The sequence below is a fragment of the Chryseobacterium sp. Bi04 genome, assembly GCF_918698085.1.
In the GTDB taxonomy this organism is placed as follows: Bacteria; Bacteroidota; Bacteroidia; order Flavobacteriales; family Weeksellaceae; genus Chryseobacterium.
Genome location: NZ_CAKKLP010000010.1, coordinates 53,205 through 77,213, shown reverse-complemented (window position 1 = coordinate 77,213; position 24,009 = coordinate 53,205). Strand labels below are relative to the sequence as shown.

Genomic DNA, 24,009 nt, shown 5'->3' with positions numbered 1-24,009 from the left:
ATTTAAATAATTAAGAAAATAAGATGATCGATGGACTCAGTTACTCATACTTCAGGTATTTGATGAGATCTACTTTTGTGGCTTTATAAGCTTTGATACTTACGACAGCAAATGTTAACCCCAATAAAACCAGGAAACTGACAACAAACGGCCACACCGGCATATCTATTCTATAGGCAAAATCTTTCAGCCATTCGTTCATCAGAAAATAACAGATCGGAATACTGATCAAAACAGCAATGACAGCAATCCAAAGGAACTGACGGGTGAGTCCGAAAACCAGAACACGATCTGAGGCTCCCAAGGTCTTTCTAATAGCTACATCTTTCAACTTCTGCTCTATCATCAAAGAGGAAAGAGCAAAGAGCCCCAGTAAAGCCACCATTAATACCATAGCATTCAGAATGGTAAATAAGGTCTGCTGCTTTTGATAGACTTCAAACGTTTTGGCAAACCTCTGATTGATAAAATAATAATCAAAAGGATAGCCCGGCTCTGCTGAAGTCTGCCAGAATTTTTTAATCCTCTCAACCGTTCCCTCAATGTCATCCGGTTTTATTTTCACCTGAACATTGTATACATTAAGCCTCTTCGAGGTAGATTGTTTGTAATGAAAAAACATAATAGGTTCTATCTTATATTGAAGGCTTCGAAGGTTAAAATCCTTAACAATTCCTACGACCTTATATTTCTTTCCTTCATCAAACCCCGGACGCAATTCACGCTGAAAAACCTGCTCATCTGTCCAGCCAAATTTTTTAACAAATGCTTCATTAACAATAATAGTACTGATTGTATCTGAAGCCAAATTCGGATCCAGCCAGCGTCCTTTTAATAATTTAACATCCAGAAACTGAAGATAATTATAATCCATTGCACCGGTTTCGGCATCAATACTCTGGTGCTCATAATCGATATTTGAACTGCTTCTCCGTCCGCTCCCAACCACTGCTTCTCCATAAGAAACCTCCTCTACACCGTTAATTTTAGTGAGTTCATTTCTAAGACGTTCATATTTTAACCATGACTTAGGAGTAAGTTCATTGCAGTAAATCATCATGATCTGTTTTCCGTTAAACCCAAGGTCTTTATTCATCATATGCTTTACCTGGCTATGTACAATCAGACCTCCAATGATAAAAAATGAAGAAATAACGAGCTGTAGCGTAAGAATTCCGTTTCTAAGCCAGACTCCGTGTTTGCTTCGGGAGAAATTACCCTTGAGCGTCTCAATTGCTTTAAAATTCGAAAGATAAAAAGCAGGAACCAACCCAGATAATAAGGTGACTGCCATGACCATTGCTAAGGAATACACATAAACATGCCAGTCGTTCAGCGCTATTTCCTTGTTAAAAAATTTATTAAAAGAAGGAAGCAAAAGCTCTGTAAGGGCCAAAGACAGGAAATAAGACAGCAGGCATATAATAAATGTCTCTAAAAAGAACTGAAGCATTAAAGAAAGCTTTGTCCCTCCAATCGCTTTTCTTACTCCCACTTCTTTTCCTCTTTGTGATGCTTCTGCCGTTTTCAGATTGATAAAATTGATCGCTGATAAAATAACAATCAGGACAGAAAGGGAAAACAAAATCATAATGGTCCTGAAATCTCCATTTCCAAACCATGAAGCTTTTGCATGAAGTTTAAGCTGATCCAATGGAACGAGAAATACTCTGTTAGGCCCATACATCTCAAAAAACTGTTGGGCGCTCATCCCTGCATTTTTCGCAGAACGAGCCGCTCTATGTTCCAGAATTTCTTTAAACTTATTTTCAAAAACCGAAGGATCACCTCCTTTTTTAAGCATAAAAAAGCATCCGTAGTTGAAACTATTCCATTGTTCTTTATCATTTTTAAACTGCTCTACAGGCTTGAAAATAAATTCCGGTTTGATCTGACTATTCCCTTCAGGGAGCTCATATACAGCGGTAACCATATAATCTTTATCATCAAATTTTATGGATTCACCGGCAGCATTAGCTGTTCCAAATAATTTTATAGCCACCTGCTTGGAAATGGCAATGGAAGCATCTGATTTTAAGGCATCTTTCGCCCGGCCTGAAATAATTTTAAAAGGAAAAAAATTAAAGAAACTTTCCGATGAGGTAAAACCACCCTGCTGAAAAGCAGTGGTATATTTGGTTATCATTTTTACTCCTATATCAGAACCGTTGAAAATAACATAGTCTTCCGTTTCCGAAATCTTTTTAAATGCCTCATAAGCCAAAGGGTAAGAAATATTATTTCCGTAGAAATTATCTTTTTTGTACAGGCTTTGAAAAGCAAAGATCTGGTCTTTTTTGGGATTCCATTTTTCATAGGATTCCTCATCGTTCCAATGCATCAGGATCAGCATGAATCCGGTGAGTCCTATGGTAAGTCCAAACAGATTGATAAAAGTAGACAGTCTGTTCTTTTTATAATTAATCAAGGCAATTTTGAGCCAGTTGGTAAGCATAATAATTAGATTACAGTTAATAATATTTGACAAAATACTTCTGGCTTATTCAAATGCTCCGGCATCTGCTTTTTCAAAAACATCTTTTCTTTGGGAAGCATGTTCCTCATTGAAGATTTCACCGTCCTTCATATTGATAATCCGTGAAGCAAAGCCGGCATCATATGAAGAATGGGTGACCATAACAATGGTAGATCCTTCTCTGTGAAGCTCTGCCAGAAGATTCATCACCTCATTTCCGTTGGAGCTGTCCAGATTTCCGGTGGGCTCATCAGCGAGGATCAGTTTGGGTTTTGTAACCAGTGCTCTTGCTACGGCTGCCCTTTGCTGCTGTCCTCCGGAAAGCTGCTGTGGATAATGTTTTGAGCGGTGAGCAATATTAATTTTCTCCATAATTTCTTCTACTTTTCTTTTTCTTTCTGCAGAAAAAACTCCATTGTAAATTAAAGGCAGCTCAATATTTTCATAGACAGTCAGCTCATCGATCAGGTTAAAATTCTGGAAAATAAAACCTATATTTTTTTTACGGACATCCGATTTCTTTCTTTCACTAAGCCCTATCATTTCTCTTTCTTCAAATTGATATGAGCCTGCCGAGGCACTGTCTAAAAGACCGAGAATATTTAAAAAAGTAGATTTCCCACAGCCGGAAGGTCCCATAATGGCCAGGAATTCGCCTTCTTTGATGCTCAGGCTTACCTTGTTTAAGGCATGGGTCTGTACCTCTTCTGCCCTGTATATTTTTGAAAGATTGTGTATATTGATCATGATAATTATGTTTGCTGTTACTGTTGATTATATTTTTTTATAAGCGATGCTAATGAAAGGTTAAAAATATTCATCTTTTTACTTTTTAATATCAAGGATTTCATATTTTTTCAGATCTGAATAATCTGATGTAATAATGGTTTCTCCAGGCTTCAATCCCGATACCACCTCATAGTATAGTGGGTTCTCTCTTCCAAGGCTGATCGTTCTTTTTTCAGCTTTATTTCCTTTCACTACAAAGATCCATTTTCCATTCGTTTCTTTGAAAAAGCTTCCCTTGGAGATCATTGTACTCTGTGTATCTGCTGAAAGCTTTAGTTTCAATCCAAAGGTCATCCCTATTTTCAGATTATCCGGTTTTTTATCCGTAAAATTCAGCTCCACCAGAAACTGGCCGTCTTTTACTTCCGGCAGTATTTTAGTGATCACCACTTCATAGGGTTGATTATTATTATCCAGCATTCCTTTAATGCCATTCTGCAGTTTATTGATGTAATATTCATCTACTTTAGCCACCAGCTTATACCCATCCATTAAATCGACCTTCCCGATACTTCGTCCACTGATAAGGTTTTCACCCAATGAAATAGCAAATGATGAAAGTCTTCCGGAAGCAGGGGCCATGATGAGAAAATTATTTTTATTGGAACGTAAAACCTGAAGACTTTTCTCCATCTGTCCTATTGATGTATTGATCGCAGAAATTTGAGCATTCCTTGAACTCTTTTCTGTAGAAAATCCCTTTTCAATAATTGATTTTCTCTGTTTCTGGTAGGTCAGATTCTGTATACTGATGTCGTAATCTGTTTTTTTTCCGATGTCCGCGTCATAGAGTCTCTTTTGCAGATTAAAGCTCTGAAGTGCCGTATTATAATCATTCTGGGCTTGTAAAAGCTCTTTATCCTGGGCGAGCTCCTGGTTTTTCAGTTCAAGAAGCGTACTTCTCATCTGGCTGACCTGTTGCATGATTCCCGTTTCCTGATTCATATAACTGAATTCCGTATTGGGATTGTACACTCTTGCAATAGGTTGGCCTTTGGTGACAATCTGCCCATCTTCAGCAAAAATTTCTTTCACCACCCCGCCTTCCAAAACATTGACTAATGAAGAATTGAGTGACTGGGTTTGGGCCGTTACCATCAGCATATCTTCAAATTTTCCCTGGGTAACTGCGTCAGTCTGAATATCTTCAGCGGAAACATTGTATGTTTTTTTCTGCCTGATAAAATACAGACTGCAGACTCCTATCATCCCCAATATGACCAGTCCGCCAAAAACAAATTTTAATTTCGATTTCTTTTTTACTATTTTCGTATCCATATTAAAGATAACTCATTTTATTACAATAGATTACACAAGGCAGATGCCAGAAAAACATAAGTCTGTAAGTCCTTGAAAATCTGCAATAGAGTTTGTAATAAGAGACAAATTACTGTTCATTATCGAACACTTTCTGTACGAAAATGAACATTTTTAATCATAAAGAATCCGTTTTTAATAAAGTACACTATCATGCGTAAAAAAGAAGCTCATATTCTGATCGTGGATGACGATGAAGATATCCTGTTCTCGGCAAGAGTCTGGCTGAAAAAGTTTTTTTCAGAAGTAAGCTGCCTAAGCAAGCCGGCAGAAATTTTAAAATTTATGACTGAAAATCAGGTTGATTCCGTGGTATTGGATATGAATTTCAGAAAAGGTTTTGAAAACGGACAGGACGGCCTTTACTGGATGAAGGAAATTAAAACACTGGAACCTCAGCTTCCAATTATTCTGATGACTGCTTATGGTGAAGTGGAGCTCGCTGTAGAGGCTCTGAAAAATGGAGCATCAGATTTTATCCTGAAACCCTGGAACAACGAAAAGCTCTATGCCTCGGTGAATCTGGCGGTAGACATCTCAAGGAAAAACAGAAAACTCAGCCAATGGGAAAATGTACATCAGAAAAATAACCAATATCAACTGCAAAGCCACTCCCCGAAAATGCAGGAAGTTCTTGAGCAGATCAGAAAAGTAGCTCCCACCGATGCCAACGTATTGTTATTAGGGGAAAACGGAACAGGCAAATATGTACTTGCAGAATCCATCCATGAACAGTCGGAAAGGAAAAACCAGCCGTTTGTACATATTGATCTGGGAAGCATTTCGGAAAGCCTTTTTGAATCTGAACTGTTTGGGTATAAAAAAGGAGCCTTTACCGATGCCCATCAGGATTATGCAGGAAAAATTGAAAATGCCCAGAATGGCACTGTTTTTCTGGATGAAATCGGAAACCTGCCACTCCATCTTCAGACCAAATTGTTAAGTCTGATTCAAAACAGGAAACTATCCCGGTTAGGGGAATCCAAAGAGCGTGTATTGGATGTGCGCTTCATTTTTGCGACCAATGAAAACCTGAAAAAAGCCGTTGCAGAAAATCGTTTCAGACAGGATTTATATTACAGAATCAATACTGTTGAAATTCAGATTCCGGCTTTGCGGGACAGACAGGAGGATATTGGATTACTGGGCCTCTACTTTCTTGATCGTTATAAACAAAAGTATCACAAGCCTAATCTTGAACTTACAGATGATTTACTGATGGGGCTTACTCATTTTCCATGGCCGGGAAATATCCGGGAACTGGATCATTGCTTGGAAAGAAGTGTTATTTTATCCAATGACAGCAAGCTCCAGTTACTGGTGCCTCAACTGGAAGAGTATGACAGTACCATCACCAATCTCAATATTGAAGAAATGGAGGAAGTCCTCATCAGAAAGGCACTGAAAAAACATACCGGAAATATTTCTTTAGCTGCAGCAGACCTTGGCCTTTCACGGGCGGCTCTCTACAGGAGAATGGAGAAATTTGGATTATGAGTTAAATAATAGATAATAGACACCAGACTTCAGATATCAGACATTAGAGTTTCGGTATATTAGGTTTAAAAAGTATCATTAAGTTTATGATCAATAAAATATAGGAAAAACTCATGAGTAAAAATAATATCCTATGGTTGCTGTATAATCTGCTTGCTATAACAAGTGGAATTACCACTTATCATTTCTTTTTGGAAGAAAAATGGTTCAATATGATGCTTTTCATACTGCTCATGATTGTTTTTGTGGCTTTGATGTATTTTTCATTAGCTGCTCAGGACTCAAAAGTAGAAAAGGTCATCTCCTCCATCAGGAATAAAGACTTTTCTTTATTTCCTCAGGAAGAAGGATGTCCACTTCTCGACAGCAGTATCCGTCTGTATTACCAAAGTAAAGAGGAACAATTGTCTTTATCCTCTTATAAATTGCTGTATGAAAGTATCCTGGACCAAATGGAAACAGGGCTGATCATCCTATCCGAAAATAAAACCCGGGAAGTATTTTATGTGAACAATGCCTTTCTCAGTATTTTACAGGTTCCCAGATACAACCGTTGGGACCTGTATGCATCAAAGGTCCCGGAATTCTATAAAATTATTGAAGACACTAATTATCAAAGTTCACAGGAGTTTTTCGATATTTCTATCCATAGCAATTCCAGGCAGTCTTTTTCACTCAGAACCCAACAGGTAAAAAACACGCAGCACAACTTTTATATTATTACTCTCGAATCTGTTCAGAAAATTATTGAACAAAAAGAGAAACTGGCATGGAATAACCTGATGAAAGTGATTTCCCATGAACTGCTCAATACCCTGACTCCCGTGAACAGCCTGATCCAGAACCTGGAATACATCAGCAACCAGGAGACCATCGATCATGAAGATCAACAGGATATGAAAGAAAGTCTGATGGTTATCAATTCCAAATCCAAACAGCTTTTGAGTTTTGTAGACCATTACCGTCAGGTTGCAGAATTACCCAAACCTGTTCTTGCCCCTGTTTCCCTGAAAAAAGTTATTGAATCCGCAGCCCGCTTTTTGAAATCCGAATTTGAAAAACATCATATCCAAATGATTGTGAATATTGAAGATTATAGGGTATCAGCTGATGAAAAAATGATTGAGCGAAGTCTGATCAACCTTTATCTCAACGCTATTCATGCTGTTTCTGAAAAGGAATACAAACTCATTACAACTACTGTAAAATCCCAAAACAACCGCATTATCGTAAGTATTACCGATAACGGTTCCGGGATTACTCCTGAGATCAAAGACAAAATTTTCCTGCCCTTTTTCACCACAAGAGCCAACGGTTCGGGAATTGGGCTCACACTGGCAAAAAGTATTATGGAAGCCCATGGTGGTTATCTTAATTATAAAACATTGGAGGAAGGAAGCAGTTTTGAATTGTGGTTTTTGGAATAAACAGTCTGTTTGTAATGGTAAAATGACGTAGAACAGAGACTATTGAAAAGCATAAAAAATAATTTTCAGGCTTAATCTAAGGCGCAAAAAAAATCAAAACCCTTCCTGACACCCTGTTGTCATAAGTCTGGTCTATCTTTGTTTAAAATTATCCAACAATACAATTTTAAACACTATGAAATTCACTTCATTAAGAATGATTACAAAAGACATTCAACAAACCGTAGCATTTTACGAAAAAGCCATTGGATTAACCGCTCAGTGGTATACTGAAGATTTCGCAGAGCTATCTGGTGATTCTATTACTATAGCCATTGGAAGCACGCGAACCATGAAGTTATTTGGTGAAAATTCCATCGAACCAGCGGGTGGCAAAAACACGATCATAGAATTCATGGTAGATAATGTAGATGAAGAATATGAAAGGGTTAAAAGTATAACCCGCGATATCATACAGGAACCTACCACCATGCCGTGGGGTAACCGATCGCTTTTGTTTTCTGATCCGGATGGAAATCTGATTAATTTCTTTACTCCGGTAAGTGCAGAAGCAATTAAAAAATTTAGCTAAAGCTTTCACTCAAAAAAAGTCTGTGTCACAACTCGTGAAAACGGACTTTTTTTTGATTTCTCTCGGCCTCCTGTCAGAGAATGGTTGTCAAATAGTGGATTCTCAACCCACATTATTTAGTTGTGAGATAAATTCTTTATATGTTTTCTTTTTTTAATTTCTGCCTGAGCTTATGATCTCTGTAGACTTAATTCAAATTCTATTTCATCATCAAGCTCTCCCATTTTCTTAAAGTCTAACCTCTCAAGGAGCTGTATGGCTTTAGTATTTTGTTTACTTGTGGCTGCCCAAATGCGTTTGAGCCCAATGGTATTCATTCCAAAGTCAATCGCTAATGTCATGGCTTCCATCATATATCCTTTTCCTTTATAGTGGGATAATAATACACAGCCCAGCTCGCCTTCTCCCTGTTTAAACCCTCTGTAATACCCACACGTTCCCACAATTTTATGAGTAGTGTTATCCACGACAGCCCAATGAATGGAGTCCCCACTGGTATAATCACTATTGATTTTGGTCTGCATTTCAGCTGCCTGCTCAATACTTTCTGCCTGAATGGCATCATAGAACGAAATTTCAATAAGCTCAGGGAGATCTGTATCCAAAACCTGCCGCAGTGATACCCTATCACCGGTTATGTTTGGAAAATTATCATATTGGGGAAGTGTCATGGTATTTATAGTTTGAGTTTAAAGGTACAAATAAACTCTACTGTTCCAAGGTCAATGATTACAGTAATTAACACAATTTTAACTTCCATTATGGATTTTGCTGTCGTTAATATCGATGGAGAAAGCCGTACTTTGCAGTCTAATAAAATAAGGAAAAGATGGGGTTATTTGATATGTTTACGCAGGAGATCGCAATAGATCTGGGGACCGCTAATACGCTGATCATACATAATAACAAGATCGTCATCGACCAGCCTTCCATTGTTGCTATTGACCGTATAACCGGAAAGCCAATTGCAGTGGGAGAACAAGCCAAACTTATGCAGGGTAAAACCCACGAAAATATTAAAACAGTACGTCCTTTAAAGGATGGAGTCATTGCAGACTTTCATGCTTCCGAGCATATGATTAAAGAATTTATCAAGCAGATTCCGGGGATCAGAGGGAGATTTATACAGCCTGCCCTGAGAATTGTAATATGTATTCCTTCGGGGATTACTGAGGTTGAAAAAAGAGCTGTTAAGGATTCTGCCCAAAAGGTCAATGCCAAGGAAGTAAAACTGATCTATGAGCCCATGGCAGCCGCCATTGGAGCAGGAATTGATGTTCAAAGTCCTGAAGGAAATATGATTATTGATATAGGGGGCGGAACTACCGAAATAGCGGTGGTGGCACTTGGAGGAATTGTATGTGACAAATCCTTAAAAATTGCCGGCGATGTATTTACAAATGATATTGCTTATTTTCTAAGGTCGCAGTACAATTTATATATTGGGGAAAGAACTGCTGAAAGAATAAAAATTGAGATAGGTTCGGCACTGGAGGAACTGGACTACCCGCTGGAAGATATTCCTGTACAGGGAAGAGATCTGATTACAGGTAAGCCGAAAGAAATCATGGTCAACTATAAAGAAGTGTTCAAAGCACTGGATAAATCACTGATGAGAATTGAGGATGCCGTTTTGGAAACGCTTTCTCTTACGCCACCTGAGCTTGCAGCAGATATCTACAAAACAGGTATTTATCTTGCCGGAGGCGGTGCTCTTCTGAATGGACTGGCCGATAGAATACACAGAAAAACAGGACTCCCTGTATGTGTTGCCGAAGATCCTCTAAGAGCTGTTGTCCGTGGAACCGGCATTGCCCTTAAAAATATAAATAAGTTCAGATTCCTGATGAACAGCTAATCTCTGTATTTTCTTATGACAAAACCGTTCAGTTCGTAATGAAACTCCATGAAAAGAAATTCAATGAAATTCTTGAACTACTGAGATCTAAATTAGCTTCAAAAATCAGTGTTTCAGAGGAGCATGGAACAACATTTCTTTCTATAGAAAATTCAAATTACTGGCTATCTGTGGATGCGAATGAATTGACGGTTGGATTTTCATTGGATCACCAACATTTCAGTGAAGAATATGGAGATTTAAAAAAGGGAATTGAACAGGCTTTTAAGCTATTAACCTGTGAAATACGGATAACAGAATACAAAAAAGGAGAAACGGCCTTTAAAGTAATAACGGATGTCAAAAATTCTGATTCCTCTATAGAAAATGTAGGGGTTACCGGTGTTTTAGTTTATTCTTTCTGGAAGAAAACCAAGATTGAAATTACTTATTTTGAAAGAATACTCAATCCTGAAGAAATAGCTTCTGAAATGAATCAGATTCTCAATTTCAATGAATAAGGTTCGGATACTTTTTCCATAAAAATAACAAACAGCTTACCTTGCATAAGCTGTTTGTTGATTATTTGCATTGTCATTTGATTACAAAACACCTAAAAAACATCTTTGCTCACTCAAAATATAACCGCCTTATACCTTAAAGACTTTGAGTCAAAAAAAATATGATCTACAGTGAAACTTAATTACCTTTTTTATCACTTTAAAAACTTAGGAACTTAAATATTACACTTCACTTAAATTGTATAATGCTTCCATAGCTTTTTGTGCGTCTTGTTTTGCCACAAAAATGTGATCATGAAAATAAGCAGCCACTACATTACAACTGATGTTTTCCTGTTTCAGAGCATTGGCAAAAGCTGCAGTAAGCCCTACCGCTTCCAGTGAAGAGTGAATATTCAGGGTAATCCAGGAAGAAATATATGCATAATCCAAGTTCCATTCATCTGCTGTTGTTTTTTCTAAAACTATAGTAACAGCTTCAGCTTCGCGAAAGAAAAACAGAACCTTATCAAGATCAGCAATCTTTTTAAAATTTTCAACTCTACAGAAAACATAGTCTCCTGAGTTCAATACAGGCTCCATATTTTTAAGCAGAACCTTTAATTTTTTTTCCCCTGACATTTTTTGTTTACAAAATTAGGGGACTGTATTGATTTATCATTTATCATTTGATAAAAATAAGATAAGGAATCGCTGGCTGTTGAAGAAGTGATAGTTTTTTTAGGATCATGTTATAAACTTGTGGACTAAGCAAATGGGATTAAATCTAAAACCTCTCGTTTGGACATTCAGAAATCTATGCTGCATTAAATAAAATATGTAATTTTTATTTGACCTTTTATTTAACGCAAAAGAATAATTATTTGGATGTTCTATTGTAAGAAAGCAAAGAAAGGCGACTTTGTCGCTGAATAAAGTTAGCTTCATCAAAATCGATTTCTAATCGATTCATTCTTGGTTCACTAAAATCAAACGTAATAAAAATAGCACTTTGCGTCAAAGAGAAGGTCTATTGATGTAAGCTTATATTATCCCAACTTTTGCACCTGATCCGTTTTTTACTATCTTATAATTTTTTGTATACTCCCTTTCCAGCCTGATCTTTAGAATTTACTATTGACGTAAACAAAAAAAAGGAGATCCCCATCTCCTTTTTGTATTAAATAACCTAACAAGACCTATTTAACTTCTTTATATGTGTTTGTGTTTTTTTGGAATGCTTTCAAGAAGCAGGTTTGAGGATATTCATACGCTTATTTAATTTCATCACTTGGGTTTTTATATAACTATAGTTTATTATTGGTATAGTTATATTCTTTTTCTCATTTGTGTAAAAATTCAAAGTTTAAAAGATTTTACTTTTTCATTCCCTGAATTCTATACTGCAAAGTAACAACATTAATGAATAAACTTCCTCACATTTCCCATCGATACACGTCTAAAGAAGCATCGATATTTATCGATAAATATACTGGCAGGAATAGTTTTTATAGGTTCTATAATTTGTGATGCGTTTTGATAAGATCAATCAGCTCAACAATATTTTCAATTTTTAATTTCTCAAATATATTTTTCTTAATGGTACTCACTGTATTCTGCCTGATATCCAACTGGTTTGAAATTTCCAGATTTCCCAGCCCTTCCGCATACATTTCGGCAATCTGCAATTCTCTCTTCGTTAACCGGGCAAGAGGATTGAGCAAATCCGGATTAGAAACAAGCTGTACCAAAAGGTTACGGGAAATAGCAGAAAAGTATTCGCCTTTCTGTATGAAGTGTAAGATAGCTTCACTTACTTCGTCCTCTTCGCTTAGCTTACTGAGATATCCATTGGCGCCGGCTTTAATAAACTTAAGTGCATGCAGGTCTTCTTCAAGACCGGAAAAGATCAGGATTTTAAGATCAGGATTCGCCGTTTTCATTTCAGACAAAATGTGCAGACTGTTTCCGTCGGGAAAATGTGCATCCATAATTGCTATTTCTATTTCCTCTGATTTGACCAGTTCCATAACTTTCTGTAATGAGGAAGCATGATAAATTTTAGCATCCGGAATCATATCACTGATGATAATTTCTATTCCCTGCCTTACAATACTGTGGTCATCAGCTAAAAGGAAGGTCGTTTCTTTATTTTCAATTGGTAACTCCATTATTATTAATGTTTAAATTGATCCTGAATGTTATTTTTGTTCCTTTATGTAATTTGCTTGTGGCAGATATTTCACCATCAAAAAGTTCCACAATTTCTTTACATAAACTTAATCCCAGCCCTGCCCCAAGATTGTCAATTTCATCAGAAATAATCCCCTGGTAGTAAGGTTCAAAAATTTTCTTAACATCTGATTCTGAAATTCCAACTCCCGTATCTGCTACTATTGTAATCAGGGATATTTTATTTTTATCTATAGGTTCAGTAATTATACTGAGATCAATCTGTCCGTTTTCTGTGAATTTATTGGCATTCCCCAGAATATTCATAAATACCTGGTTAATTTTTATATTATCAGCATATACTATTATATCTTCAGGAATCCTGTCTGTGACTACAAACTTATTGTTCCTGGTTTCTATATACGGAGTAATCACTTTTGCAATAGAATTGAGCTCATTTTTGAGATTAAAGACCGTATTGACCATTTTTTTCTCAGCATCCTGATTTTTTGTGTATTCCAGAATCTGGTTAGATTGCAGGAGAAGTGTGCTGTTAGTAAACTTGATAGACTGAAGGTAGTCTTTTATGGTGTCATCTTTCGTCGTTCTGTGAATCTTATCGATAAAAATATTGATAATTTTCAACGGGGACCTCAGGTCATGGCTCAACATTCCTAATATCCTGTTTTTAAAATTAAGGTTATTCTTAATTTCCTCATTCGCTGCATTAAGCTTTCTTTCATAGATAAATGCAACCCTTGTAAAATACATGATCAGAATAGATACAATGAACATTAAAATCATTAATCCAAGCACCAGATAAGTTCTGATTTTATTGTTATTTGAGCTTTGTTCGTTATACTCTCTTTCTAATTCAGACTTAAAATCTTTAATAGCATTCTCATACACTTCTATCAATCCATTACTGTATACCAATAATTTACTGAAATTGCCATAAAACTGCAGATTATCTCTTTGGGTTTTAGCTGCTTTTAACTGTACTTTTTTTATTTCATCAGAGTAATGCTTGTCCATAGACTTCATCGCATTATTCATTTTAGATTTTACCTGAGAAATATCTATCGTTTTATTATTGGTTAGGGTAACCACCGTACTTTCTTTCTGAACATTCACCTTACCTGTTATGGCATCTTTCAAACGGCCCATAAATCCCTTCTTTTTAACCGTATCGGCATACGTTCGGGTCTGTATATTGAAATCTTCAAAATCATTCTTATACTTTTCCGGCTCATATTCCTTATCCTGAATTTTCGCAGGTGAGTTCAGAGAAGACTGATATGCAGAATCAATCAGTGTTTTCAGCTTGTAAACTTTAAGAGTATCTTTTTTACGCAGTTCAATATTGTTTTTCAGCCTCGGGCTTGTTTTTTCATATTCCCCTATTTTATCAAAATTCCCTTTAAGCTTTCGAAGAGACTGAAAATAAAGCTGCAGGTCTTTATCATCCTGGCTGACCATATATTTCTGAAGGTGATCCTGTGCATCCATGAAATCTTTCCTTGAATTATCCGTTAATCCTCCCAATGCCCTGCTTTCTTCAAGCTGACTTTTAATGAAATTCAATTTCTTTTCATTGACAAATTCATTATAAAAAAATATAGCTATAATCACCTGTATCAGCAAGATACAAAGGATTAATGAGTAATGAACAATTTTCCTCAACTTAAAATTTAAGAATTTATATTTCATATGTGTTTATCCGCTAAATTAATTTTCGCCATTATCTTAAGTTTATAGTTTTATTTTCACGTAGTAAATCTGTGTTAAAAAACCTAGTAATCGCTGTATATCATTCAATTGACAAAGGTAAAGTAATTTTTGGCTTATCATAATATTAATACCAGATAAAACATTAGGAATTTAATTTTTGGTGTACATATTTCTTGTAAAAGATACCAGAAATCAGATAGAAGACGCCATGCATAGATGAAGTTGAGAGATTGGAGACTAAAGACAACATACAGAGACCACCAAAATACCGTGTGGTGATAACTTTTTATTTTTATTCAACACATAACATATTATTTATCATTATTTTATATTGGTATCAAATATTTTTTTTAAGAATAAGCCTTAGTTTTAGAATAATATACTACATTTGCATAACCAGTTATATAATCAATTATATTATGAATTTATTTAAAAAGACCGGAAAAATCGCTTTGGGCAGCCGGCTGCGGTTTATGGCATCAAACATGACAGAGGAGGCTGCAAAAATCTATGAATTGTATGACGTTGATTTCTCCCCCAAATGGTTCCCTGTGTTTTTTGTTTTATCAGAGGACGGTTCCAGAACCATTACTGAGATTGCAGGGGAAATAGGACATTCACAGCCTTCCGTCACAAAAATAATAAAGGAAATGGCTGCAGCAGGATTGGTACAGGATAATCTTACCTCTCAGGACAAACGGAGAAATGTAGTGGGACTTACAGAAAAAGGGATCGAACTTTCATCAAAGATAAAAATTCAGTGTGCTGATATTGACGAGGCTATTGACGGAATAATCAGTGAGGCAACCCACAATCTATGGGAAGCACTTGCTGAATGGGAATTTCTGCTAGCCCAAAAGTCGTTATTAAAAAGAGTACAGGAACAAAAGAAAATCCGCGAAAGTAAAGAGGTGCAGATTGTAGAGTATGAACCCAAGTATCAGACGGTTTTTAAAGCGCTCAATGAAGAATGGATTTCCAGCTACTTCAACATGGAAGATGCCGATTATAGAGCATTAGACAATCCGGAGGAATATATTTTACATAAAGGCGGAAAAATAATGGTAGCCTTATACCATAATGAACCGCTGGGCGTATGTGCTCTCATAAAAATGGATGATCCTGATTATGATTTCGAACTGGCAAAAATGGCCGTTTCACCAAAAGCACAGGGAAAAAATATGGGTTGGTTACTAGGATGTGCAATGATCAATGCTGCCAGAGAATCCGGGGCTTCAAAACTCTACCTTGAAAGCAATACGCTATTGAAACCCGCCATCAGCCTGTACTATAAATTGGGATTCCAGAAAATAACAGGACGCTCTACTCCCTACCAACGATGCAATATTCAAATGGAATTAAATTTAAAAGATCAATAATGTACGATAAAAAAGTAGCCATCGTCATTAAGGACGATTTATTAGCCTGGCAAAAACTTAACGTTGTTTCTTTTCTGGCAGGAAGTATTGCTATTGAATTTCCGGAGACCCATGGTCAGGAGTTCATCACTGCAGACAATGAAAAATTTCTGCCATTCATCAAGCATCCCACTCTCATTTATAAAGCAGACACTGATGAAAAACTGCATAGAGCTTTCCGCCGTTCCAGAGACCGCGAATTAGCGATCGGAATTTATACCCGTCAGCTTTTTGATACCCGCTCAGGCGAAGAAAATGTTGCAGAAATTGCAAAACATCCCGCAGAAACCCTGGATTTAGTAGGTATTATTGTGTATGGTGATCGTAGAAAGGTAGATAAAGCTCTTGACGGTCTAAAGTTTCACGAATAAATAAAAATAGTTTTTATTGAATGTCATAAGTCCACCTACTTTAACCCTATTATATTCTGTTTTCATATCGTTATCATTAGTATTTTCTATCTTTCATCAGGAATCTTGATATGATAATTTCCTAACTTGTAACGTTTAAGAAAATAAAATTACAGAATATCCGGGGATCATTTCGAATGAAGTAAAACGTTACTCAGCTGTGTAACGATTCTGCATTTCAATTGCTATCTCAGATATTCGCAATCCAATACAGCTTCATCATTTATGACAAATAAAGATTTTAATTCTCAGAGAGGTTTTACGTTCAGTAAACATGTTCCGGAAGAATTATCACATTTTGACCGGGTCTTTGATGTTTTCAAAGATTTACTTACCCACACTTCCGGCGATATTGAGGAAGCCTTTGAATGGCTCGACATGCTTGATAAAGAATATGATATTTTTAGCGATGAATATTCTCTTCAGGATTTTGAAGAAGACTTAAAAAAGCGAGGATACATCAAAGAAGAAGATCCTGAAGAGGGTAATTCAGGACAAGGCAAAGGAAAAAATATACTGACTCCGAAACTGGAATCGGCATTGCGCGAATATGCCCTGGACCAAATCTTTGGGAAACTGAAAAAAAACGGAACCGGAAATCACCGTACCACCAAAGCAGGAACCGGAGATGAACGTGATGGTGAAAACCGTTCTTTTCAATACGGAGATGACCTTGCTACATTGAATTTAACGGAAAGTCTGAAAAATGCCCAGATCAATAATGGAATTTCAGACCTCCGCTTAACGGAAGATGACCTCATCGTAGAGGAAACCAAACATAAAGCACAAATGAGTACCGTACTGATGATCGACATCAGCCACTCCATGGTTTTATATGGTGAAGACCGCATTACGCCAGCCAAAAAAGTAGCCATGGCATTGGTAGAATTAATAAAGCGCAAATATCCTAAAGACTCTATAGATATTATTGTTTTTGGAAATGAAGCCTGGCCGATAAAGATCAAAGACCTTCCCTATCTAAAGGTCGGTCCTTATCATACCAATACGGTTGCCGGACTGGAACTGGCCATGGATATTCTTCGGAGAAAAAGAAATACCAATAAACAGATTTTTATGATTACTGACGGGAAACCAAGTTGCATTCAGCTACCCAGCGGCGAATTTTATATGAACAGCTATGGCCTGGACGAAAAGATTGTTTCCCAATGTCTCAATAAAGCGGCACAAGCCCGAAAACTGAAAATTCCTATTACCACCTTTATGATTGCCCAGGATCCATATCTCCGTCAATTTGTAGAAGCATTTACAGCTCAAAACAAGGGAAAAGCGTTTCTTACAGGCCTTTCAGGTTTAGGACAAATGATTTTTGAAGATTACGAAAAAAACAGAATAAAGAGAATATAATCAGACGGCAGAGGTTAATACCAACTATCAAAACCAACTGATAAAAGCGTTCCATTCTCATCCGATAAATAGTATTACTAAAAAAATGAAAAACGATATCACATTTAAAGAATTAAAAAAATCAGGATATACTGATAAAACGATTAATGAAGAAATTCAGGCTAACCTGATTGCAAAAATTAAAGCTAAAGAACCTGTATTTGAAGGTCTTTGGGGCTATGAAGACACTGTGATTCCCCAGCTGAAAAAAGCTATTCTTGCCGGTCATCATATTAACCTGCTGGGGCTCCGCGGACAGGCAAAAACAAGAATTGCAAGAAGCATGGTGAGCCTTCTTGACGAATATATGCCGATTGTAAAAGGATCTGAGATCAATGACAGCCCGTATCATCCTATCTCAAAATTCGCCAGGGACCTTATTGCAGAATTAGGTGATGAAACTCCTATTTCGTGGGTACACCGCTCTAACCGTTTTTTCGAAAAACTGGCGACTCCCGATGTGAATGTTGCCGATTTAATCGGTGATATAGATCCCATTAAAGCAGCCACCTTAAAACTACCTTATTCTGATGAAAGAGTGCTGCATTACGGAATGATTCCCCGCGCAAACCGTTCCATATTTGTCCTTAATGAGCTTCCTGATTTACAGGCAAGAATTCAGGTTTCCTTATTTAATATTTTACAGGAAGGAGATGTTCAGATCCGTGGATTTCAATTGAGAATGCCGTTAGATATTCAATTTGTCTTTACGGCGAATCCGGAGGATTATACGAACCGTGGTAGTATTGTTACGCCGCTTAAAGACAGAATAGGATCACAAATTTTCACCCATTATCCCAAAACAATCGCACTGGCCAGACAGATCACAGAGCAGGAAGCCATGATTTCTCCTGAGGATCAGTCGCAGATACAAATCAGCAGTTTGGCAAAAGATCTTTTGGAGGAAGTTGCTTTTGCAGCCCGTGACAGTGAATATGTGGATGCCAAAAGCGGAGTAAGTGCGCGTCTGACCATCAGTGCTATGGAGAATCTGGTGGCTGCAGCAAAATTACGCCTGATTGAATCAGATACAGAGAAAACTACAGTACGTTTGCTCGATTTTATGTCTATTATTCCATCCATCACTGGGAAAATTGAGCTGGTGTATGAAGGTGAGCAGGAAGGAGCAGATTATGTAGCAAAAATATTAATTGACAAAGCGGTGATGAGACAGTTTGAAAGTATATTCCCACGGATCCCTAAACTGGAAAAAGAAGATATAAAAACACCATACACAGATCTTATCAGATGGTTCAATAAAAATCATCTTGAGCTCAACTACAATGATACGGATGAAGAATTCTATGCTAAACTAAACAGTATAAAGCCATTAGTAACCCTTATTGAAGAAAATGCTTCAGAACTAAACATAGAAGATCAAAATTTCTGTAAAGAATTAGTTTTATGGGCATTAACCATCAGCAGTAAAATAGATAAGTCTGAAAACAAGTCTGTTTTTACTTTCGATTCTGTGGGAATAGGACAATTTTTGCGTAACTAGGAGAGAGTGTATTTCAAAGAAGAAATTAATTTAATATTTAAGGGAGCAAAGAAGGAATCAAATAACGTAATCCGTGAATTTGAAAACCTCTTTGCTCTCTTTAATAAAAAGAAGCCTCTACTCTCATAAAAATGTTATTAAGTATAATAAGCATGCCAGGAGTTAAGACTATACTTACTCATTGTAACTGTTAAAAAAATAATATTTTAATACGACTCCTTTTGTCGTGTTGCTGATCTACTTTTACTATAAAGAAATAAAAATGAACAACAGCAATCTTCAAAACCAGGACAAAACAGTACCGGCTTCAGAGAGTATTCAGGATAACTCTTTAAATAATACGTGTACTCCATGTGAAAGCTTATATAATGACAGTCAATCATCTGTAGCTTCGGATATCATAAAACGAATTGATAAAAAAACAGGTGAAAACGTAAATTACAGACTATTCGACAATTCTGTCTATAATTTTCCTATTGACGATAATATCTATAAAATATTTGATCAGAATACCTATGTAAAAACATCATTTACAGTCAACAACACTATATTTTTAGACGAAATGGATGATGTATATGACAGTTTTAATGAAAAAGATGATGCTGCAAAGTTTGAAAAAGCTATAGATACTCTTAAAACACTCAAAGGAGGAACCCTCAGGTTTTCAAAACCTTTATCATTTAATAAAAAAGTTGAAGTTTCCGATTTAATAGGGATTACCATTGAGGGAGTTCAATCTCCATATTCTTTACAGGGTGTTAATTTTAATTGTGGATACATAGAGTTTACAAAGCCCGATGATATTGGTCTTGTTATTAATGGCTTTAGAGATTTAACCCTAAAAAACATCAATTTTGTATGCAGAGAAGCTACAGGTTCAACAGATTATTTATTGGAAATATTTAAAGGATATGATTTTGAAATAAACAATCTGAAATTTAGAAATAAAGTTTTAGGGGGAAATTGTTTGAAATTGGGGCGGGATACAGGAATATTATGTGCTTTTCAGGGAGATATATCAAGAGTAACCACTGTACAAAATGGCGGAACAGGAATATATACAGGGCAAACCAATACTTCTCTTAATTTCAGAAGCTGCTATGTAGGAGGAGGAAGATGGCACATCAAAGGGACGGTATATTCTGCTTTTATCTCCTGTGCCTGTGATGGGTCAAATGATAATGGCTATGTCATTGAAGGTGGCGATCAGTCAAGAGCCCATACTTTAACGTTTATATCATGTGGAGCAGAAGCTGCCAATAGAAGTGGTTTCTGGGTAGGATCGTATGTTTATAATATTACTTTTATTGCCCCTCATTCAGGAGAGAATAACCAAGGGCTTCATCCGGGTATCGGAGAGTTATTAATGCTTGAGAATAATGGAATCGGCGAACAAGAAGCAATAAGAGTAAGCAATCCGGCATCTTTGAATAAATCTGGAAATGCTGACATCTATGGCACCAGTTCAAGGTGTGCTTTTTTAATATTAGATTCAGTTTATAAAGCATCGTTAGGTAAAGGAATTGATGGAGACAGTGACTGGCGGTATAATAAAGTACTCCAGATAACGGATGAGTCTTTATTTCCAAAAATCGCATCCAATACCATTAATCAGTATGGCAGAATTTCATCCTATACCAGAAAATCAGCAAATATAACAGGAAACCTTAGCGGAACTGAAACCTGGTTTTATTTACAATCAGAAGGAGCATATATTGGAAAAGACACAAAATTGCTTGGCCTTACCATCCAGGTCAATAAAACAATTACTTCTTCTACAGGATCATCTGGAATATTAACTTTTGGTGACGGAATGAATACAAACAGTGATGTTATTTCTAATATAGGATTAGCAGCCGGAAGCAAAATTTTCCACACCTTTAAAAACAATGAATTTGTAGACTTTAATCATCTTGGTATAAGATTTCATATGAATGATAATTCCGTAATAAATGATGGAAACATTAGCCTTGAACTGTTCTATGAAAAGTTATATTAACAGGAACAGCACCACTGAATTTAATAGTGAGAAACAAAAGAACCTTCAGAATTAATCTGAAGGTTTTGCTTTTATCTACCTGGAAAACCGAGTATTATTTTGAAACAGGAATACCTGTTAACCGGCAGCCGGATCAACAAGTTCTGTGGTAAGACCTATAAATTTCAGAAGATTCTTATCGTCAAAAAACAATGTTGTATAGTATTTCCCTTTTTTGAAAATCAGTTTTGAGCCGCCCGAGAATGAGCTGTCTTCTCCAAGCTTTTGAACCTTAGCATCATATTTACTGAATTTGATTTTGCTTTCCTGTAATGTCGTTTTGTTCATAGCAAGACCAAAAGGCAGGCCTTCTACAATGATCACTTTATCATCCGGAATATCAAAAAACATTTCGTTGATTACATCATTTTGTCCGAGGCTGCAATATAGTTCCAATCCTGATTGAGTAAGCCACTTAGCATATTTTTCATCATTGGCATCTCCATAGAAAACCGTTTCTGCGTGAAGTGCTTTAGAAACTTTGTCGGTGGTTTGCGGGAAAATAAATTCAGAATTTTTATCCAATAAAGAATGTAAGCCTTCAGCTTTCTGTGAAAATGCAGTTAAGCTCATGAATTGAAAAAGTAGAGTTAAAATGAGGGTGAATGGTTTTATATGCATAGGATTATTTTTTAATGGTAATGTTTGGATATTAAAATTATTACTTGGTCAGATTTCTTGATTTAAATTCTTCTTCTAATGCTTTCTTATCTTTCCTCCATTTGTTGGCTGCAAAAACAGCAAAAAGTAAAGGAAGAAAAGTAAAAAGTACTAAACCATGCTTTACAGTGCTATAGGCGGCAATACCAATCAGAAATCCCAGGATGACCGCATTAGTAATATCGTTAGACTTTTTCTTTTTTATTTTTTCTAATAGTTCCTGATCGGTTAACTCTGATATTTCTTTTTCCATGGTTTGATACAATCTTTGGGTTATTTTTTAGTTTTTTTTATCCTGAAAAACATCTTATACTCATTCATTGATCAGTGAAAATCATCCGTTTCCCGGGCGTCTGCTAAAATACAAAAAAGTACAAATAAACCACTTACTCTATCAAAAATCAGATCATCTTATTCTTGAGTTCTTTATACTTGGAGCGGCCTACAGGCAATACTTCACCCGTTTTAAGCAGTACACTGTAACGGGTACCTATATTGACAAGCACCTTATCCACCTGCAGGAAGTTAACTAAATAGGATTTATGGATTCGTTCAAACTGATCAGGAAGAAGCTGGTGCAATAGCTCAAGGGATTTGTCGTGGTTATTATCTTTTGTCATCACTACAACACTATTCCCGTCTTTAAGGCTTCTCTCATAATGGCACACAAAAACCTTTCAAACTCTTTTTTCAATTAGAAATATGATGTCACCTTCTATTATAAAATATTCCCGGAAGCAATTAAAAAATTTAACACCGACAGTGCAGGATAATTTTTAACCATAATTATTTTAGATTGCGATAAAGAAAGAGATTCTTACTATTGATGCGCTTTCTTAAATTAATATTTCTCTAACATTATGAAAAAATATGCTTTAATACTTTTCGCATTCATTATATCAATTCCCGCTTCGGCGCAATACAAACCGTGGACTTCCTCAGAACAGCCTTTAAAGGAAATTGAGGCACTTAAAAAACAAATGGTAAAGCCAAATTTCAGAAATAAGGATTATCTTATTACAGATTTTGGAGCCATTGGTGATGGAAAAACAAAAAATACGGAAGCATTTAGAAAAGCCATTGAAAAGTGTAATGCAGAAGGCGGCGGAAGAGTTGTCGTTCCAAACGGAATATTTTTAACCGGTGCTATTTATTTAAAAAGCAATGTTAATCTTCATTTAAGCGACGGATCTACTATTTTATTCAGCCAGGACAGCAATGACTACCCTATCGTTTTCACAAGATGGGAAGGCATGGAGTGTATGAATTATTCATCTTTAATCTACGCTTACGAAGAAGAAAATATTGCCGTAACAGGAAAAGGAACATTAGATGGGAATTCTGATAACGACCATTGGTGGTTTTGGTGCGGTGCAACAAAATATGGATATAACGAATCCCGTCCGGGAAGACAAAATCCTGCCCGCGCAAAACTTCACGAGTATATGGCTCAGAGAAAACCTGCCCGAGAAAGAATTTTTGGAGACGGATATTATTTAAGACCCAATTTTGTTCAGCCTTATAAAAGTAAAAATTTCTATATGGCGGATGTTTTGGTTAAAAATTCTCCCATGTGGAATTTGAATCCTGTGCTGTGTGAAAATGTTTTGATTGAAAGAGTAAAAGTAATCAGCCACGGTCCTAATAATGATGGTTTCGATCCCGAAGCATGTAAAAATGTGTGGATCAAAGATTCATATTTTGATACGGGAGATGATTGTATCGCCATTAAATCCGGAAGAGATGAAGACGGCAGAGATATCGGAAGACCGGCAGAGAACCACATCATCGAAAACTGTGAAATGAAAGACGGACACGGCGGTGTGGTAATCGGAAGTGAAATCGCAGGCGGAGCAAAAAATATTTATGCCATAGGAAATGTGATGGACAGTAAAAACCTTGACAGAGCCTTAAGGATTAAAACAAGCTCAAGTCGCGGCGGAATCATTGAAAATGTATTCTTCTACAACACAAAAGTCGGCGCTTATAAAGAAGCTGCGGTACGCTTCAATATGCATTATGAAAAACCTGGAAATTATATTCCGATCATCAGAAATATCTGGGTAGAAAATTTAACCGTAGAAAAAGGCGGGAAATATGCCGTTCTTTCTGATGCTTACGAAACTTCTCCGGTAACGGATTTCACGATGATTAACACAAAAATGAATGGAGTTGAAATTCCTTATAAAGTAGATTTCTTAAAAAATGTGACATTGAAAAACGTAACCGTAAACGGAAAACCTTTAACTGAACTTAAATAA

21 protein-coding genes are annotated in these 24,009 nt (G+C 36.4%); 11 read left to right on the top strand and 10 right to left on the bottom strand.

Annotated elements, in window-relative coordinates; genetic code table 11:
* Positions 1 to 40 precede the first annotated feature (40 nt).
* The 3 genes from LQV47_RS15500 to LQV47_RS15490 form a co-directional block, all read right to left on the bottom strand.
* On the bottom strand, positions 41 to 2,455 hold the full coding sequence (locus LQV47_RS15500) for an ABC transporter permease (protein ID WP_230038406.1): 2,415 nt from the start codon (positions 2,453 to 2,455) through the stop codon (positions 41 to 43).
* A gap of 45 nt (positions 2,456 to 2,500) precedes the next feature.
* The gene (locus LQV47_RS15495; protein WP_230038404.1) at positions 2,501 to 3,223 is read right to left on the bottom strand and encodes an ABC transporter ATP-binding protein; all 723 of its coding nucleotides are present in this window, start codon (positions 3,221 to 3,223) and stop codon (positions 2,501 to 2,503) included.
* 78 nt (positions 3,224 to 3,301) lie between these two features.
* A complete protein-coding gene (locus tag LQV47_RS15490) occupies positions 3,302 to 4,543 on the bottom strand; it encodes an efflux RND transporter periplasmic adaptor subunit (RefSeq protein WP_230038402.1) in 1,242 nt (413 codons plus the stop codon).
* Positions 4,544 to 4,735: 192 nt separating this feature from the next.
* Between LQV47_RS15490 and LQV47_RS15485 the strand changes: the two genes are divergently transcribed.
* From LQV47_RS15485 to LQV47_RS15475, 3 genes are all read left to right on the top strand, one after another.
* The gene (locus LQV47_RS15485) at positions 4,736 to 6,079 is read left to right on the top strand and encodes a sigma-54 dependent transcriptional regulator (RefSeq protein ID WP_230038401.1); all 1,344 of its coding nucleotides are present in this window, start codon (positions 4,736 to 4,738) and stop codon (positions 6,077 to 6,079) included.
* A gap of 113 nt (positions 6,080 to 6,192) precedes the next feature.
* Complete coding sequence (locus tag LQV47_RS15480; protein WP_230038399.1) at positions 6,193 to 7,506, top strand: ATP-binding protein; 1,314 nt, start codon at positions 6,193 to 6,195, stop codon at positions 7,504 to 7,506.
* A 175-nt stretch (positions 7,507 to 7,681) separates the two neighbouring features.
* Entirely contained in the window at positions 7,682 to 8,077 is a 396-nt protein-coding gene (locus LQV47_RS15475; RefSeq protein ID WP_230038397.1) for a VOC family protein, read from the top strand.
* Positions 8,078 to 8,247: 170 nt separating this feature from the next.
* Here LQV47_RS15475 and LQV47_RS15470 read toward each other — a convergent pair whose 3' ends face one another.
* Positions 8,248 to 8,748, bottom strand: a complete 501-nt coding sequence (locus LQV47_RS15470) for a GNAT family N-acetyltransferase (protein ID WP_230038395.1) — start codon at positions 8,746 to 8,748, stop codon at positions 8,248 to 8,250.
* 158 nt (positions 8,749 to 8,906) lie between these two features.
* Between LQV47_RS15470 and LQV47_RS15465 the strand changes: the two genes are divergently transcribed.
* Together LQV47_RS15465 and LQV47_RS15460 are read left to right on the top strand one after the other, a co-directional pair.
* Complete coding sequence (locus LQV47_RS15465; RefSeq protein ID WP_230038394.1) at positions 8,907 to 9,935, top strand: rod shape-determining protein; 1,029 nt, start codon at positions 8,907 to 8,909, stop codon at positions 9,933 to 9,935.
* A 38-nt stretch (positions 9,936 to 9,973) separates the two neighbouring features.
* Positions 9,974 to 10,435 carry a hypothetical protein gene (locus LQV47_RS15460; protein WP_230038392.1) on the top strand — a complete coding sequence of 154 codons (462 nt, stop codon included), beginning with the start codon at positions 9,974 to 9,976 and terminating at the stop codon, positions 10,433 to 10,435.
* Between the two features lie 222 nt (positions 10,436 to 10,657).
* Here LQV47_RS15460 and LQV47_RS15455 read toward each other — a convergent pair whose 3' ends face one another.
* The 3 genes from LQV47_RS15455 to LQV47_RS15445 form a co-directional block, all read right to left on the bottom strand.
* On the bottom strand, positions 10,658 to 11,056 hold the full coding sequence (locus LQV47_RS15455; protein WP_230038390.1) for an ACT domain-containing protein: 399 nt from the start codon (positions 11,054 to 11,056) through the stop codon (positions 10,658 to 10,660).
* Between the two features lie 875 nt (positions 11,057 to 11,931).
* The gene (locus tag LQV47_RS15450) at positions 11,932 to 12,585 is read right to left on the bottom strand and encodes a response regulator transcription factor (protein WP_230038388.1); all 654 of its coding nucleotides are present in this window, start codon (positions 12,583 to 12,585) and stop codon (positions 11,932 to 11,934) included.
* On the bottom strand, positions 12,569 to 14,170 hold the full coding sequence (locus LQV47_RS15445) for a HAMP domain-containing sensor histidine kinase (protein ID WP_230038386.1): 1,602 nt from the start codon (positions 14,168 to 14,170) through the stop codon (positions 12,569 to 12,571). The genes LQV47_RS15450 and LQV47_RS15445 overlap by 17 nt, the downstream gene beginning before the upstream one ends.
* Before the next feature lie 566 nt (positions 14,171 to 14,736).
* Here LQV47_RS15445 and LQV47_RS15440 point away from each other — a divergent pair.
* The 5 genes from LQV47_RS15440 (at position 14,737) to LQV47_RS15420 (ending at position 21,049) form a co-directional block, all read left to right on the top strand.
* Entirely contained in the window at positions 14,737 to 15,696 is a 960-nt protein-coding gene (locus LQV47_RS15440) for a helix-turn-helix domain-containing GNAT family N-acetyltransferase (protein WP_230038384.1), read from the top strand.
* Positions 15,696 to 16,106 (top strand): DUF2000 domain-containing protein, encoded by a 411-nt coding sequence (locus LQV47_RS15435; RefSeq protein ID WP_230038383.1) that lies wholly within the window; start codon positions 15,696 to 15,698, stop codon positions 16,104 to 16,106. Before LQV47_RS15440 ends, LQV47_RS15435 begins: the two co-directional genes overlap by 1 nt.
* Positions 16,107 to 16,370: 264 nt before the next feature.
* Positions 16,371 to 17,510, top strand: coding sequence for a VWA domain-containing protein (locus LQV47_RS15430; RefSeq protein WP_230038381.1), 1,140 nt, complete (start codon positions 16,371 to 16,373; stop codon positions 17,508 to 17,510).
* Positions 17,511 to 17,595: 85 nt separating this feature from the next.
* Entirely contained in the window at positions 17,596 to 19,050 is a 1,455-nt protein-coding gene (locus LQV47_RS15425; protein ID WP_230038378.1) for a sigma 54-interacting transcriptional regulator, read from the top strand.
* Positions 19,051 to 19,312: 262 nt separating this feature from the next.
* Positions 19,313 to 21,049, top strand: a complete 1,737-nt coding sequence (locus tag LQV47_RS15420) for a hypothetical protein (RefSeq protein ID WP_230038376.1) — start codon at positions 19,313 to 19,315, stop codon at positions 21,047 to 21,049.
* Between the two features lie 117 nt (positions 21,050 to 21,166).
* Here LQV47_RS15420 and LQV47_RS15415 read toward each other — a convergent pair whose 3' ends face one another.
* The 3 genes from LQV47_RS15415 to LQV47_RS15405 all read right to left on the bottom strand — a co-directional run bounded on the left by LQV47_RS15415 (position 21,167) and on the right by LQV47_RS15405 (position 22,416).
* Positions 21,167 to 21,661: a hypothetical protein gene (locus LQV47_RS15415; RefSeq protein WP_230038374.1), complete on the bottom strand. Its 495-nt coding sequence runs from the start codon at positions 21,659 to 21,661 to the stop codon at positions 21,167 to 21,169.
* Positions 21,662 to 21,749: 88 nt separating this feature from the next.
* Positions 21,750 to 22,001 (bottom strand): FUSC family protein, encoded by a 252-nt coding sequence (locus LQV47_RS15410; protein WP_230038372.1) that lies wholly within the window; start codon positions 21,999 to 22,001, stop codon positions 21,750 to 21,752.
* A 148-nt stretch (positions 22,002 to 22,149) separates the two neighbouring features.
* Positions 22,150 to 22,416, bottom strand: coding sequence for a LytTR family DNA-binding domain-containing protein (locus LQV47_RS15405; protein WP_230038371.1), 267 nt, complete (start codon positions 22,414 to 22,416; stop codon positions 22,150 to 22,152).
* 192 nt (positions 22,417 to 22,608) lie between these two features.
* Here LQV47_RS15405 and LQV47_RS15400 point away from each other — a divergent pair, with 192 nt between their 5' ends.
* Positions 22,609 to 24,009, top strand: coding sequence for a glycoside hydrolase family 28 protein (locus tag LQV47_RS15400; RefSeq protein WP_230038369.1), 1,401 nt, complete (start codon positions 22,609 to 22,611; stop codon positions 24,007 to 24,009).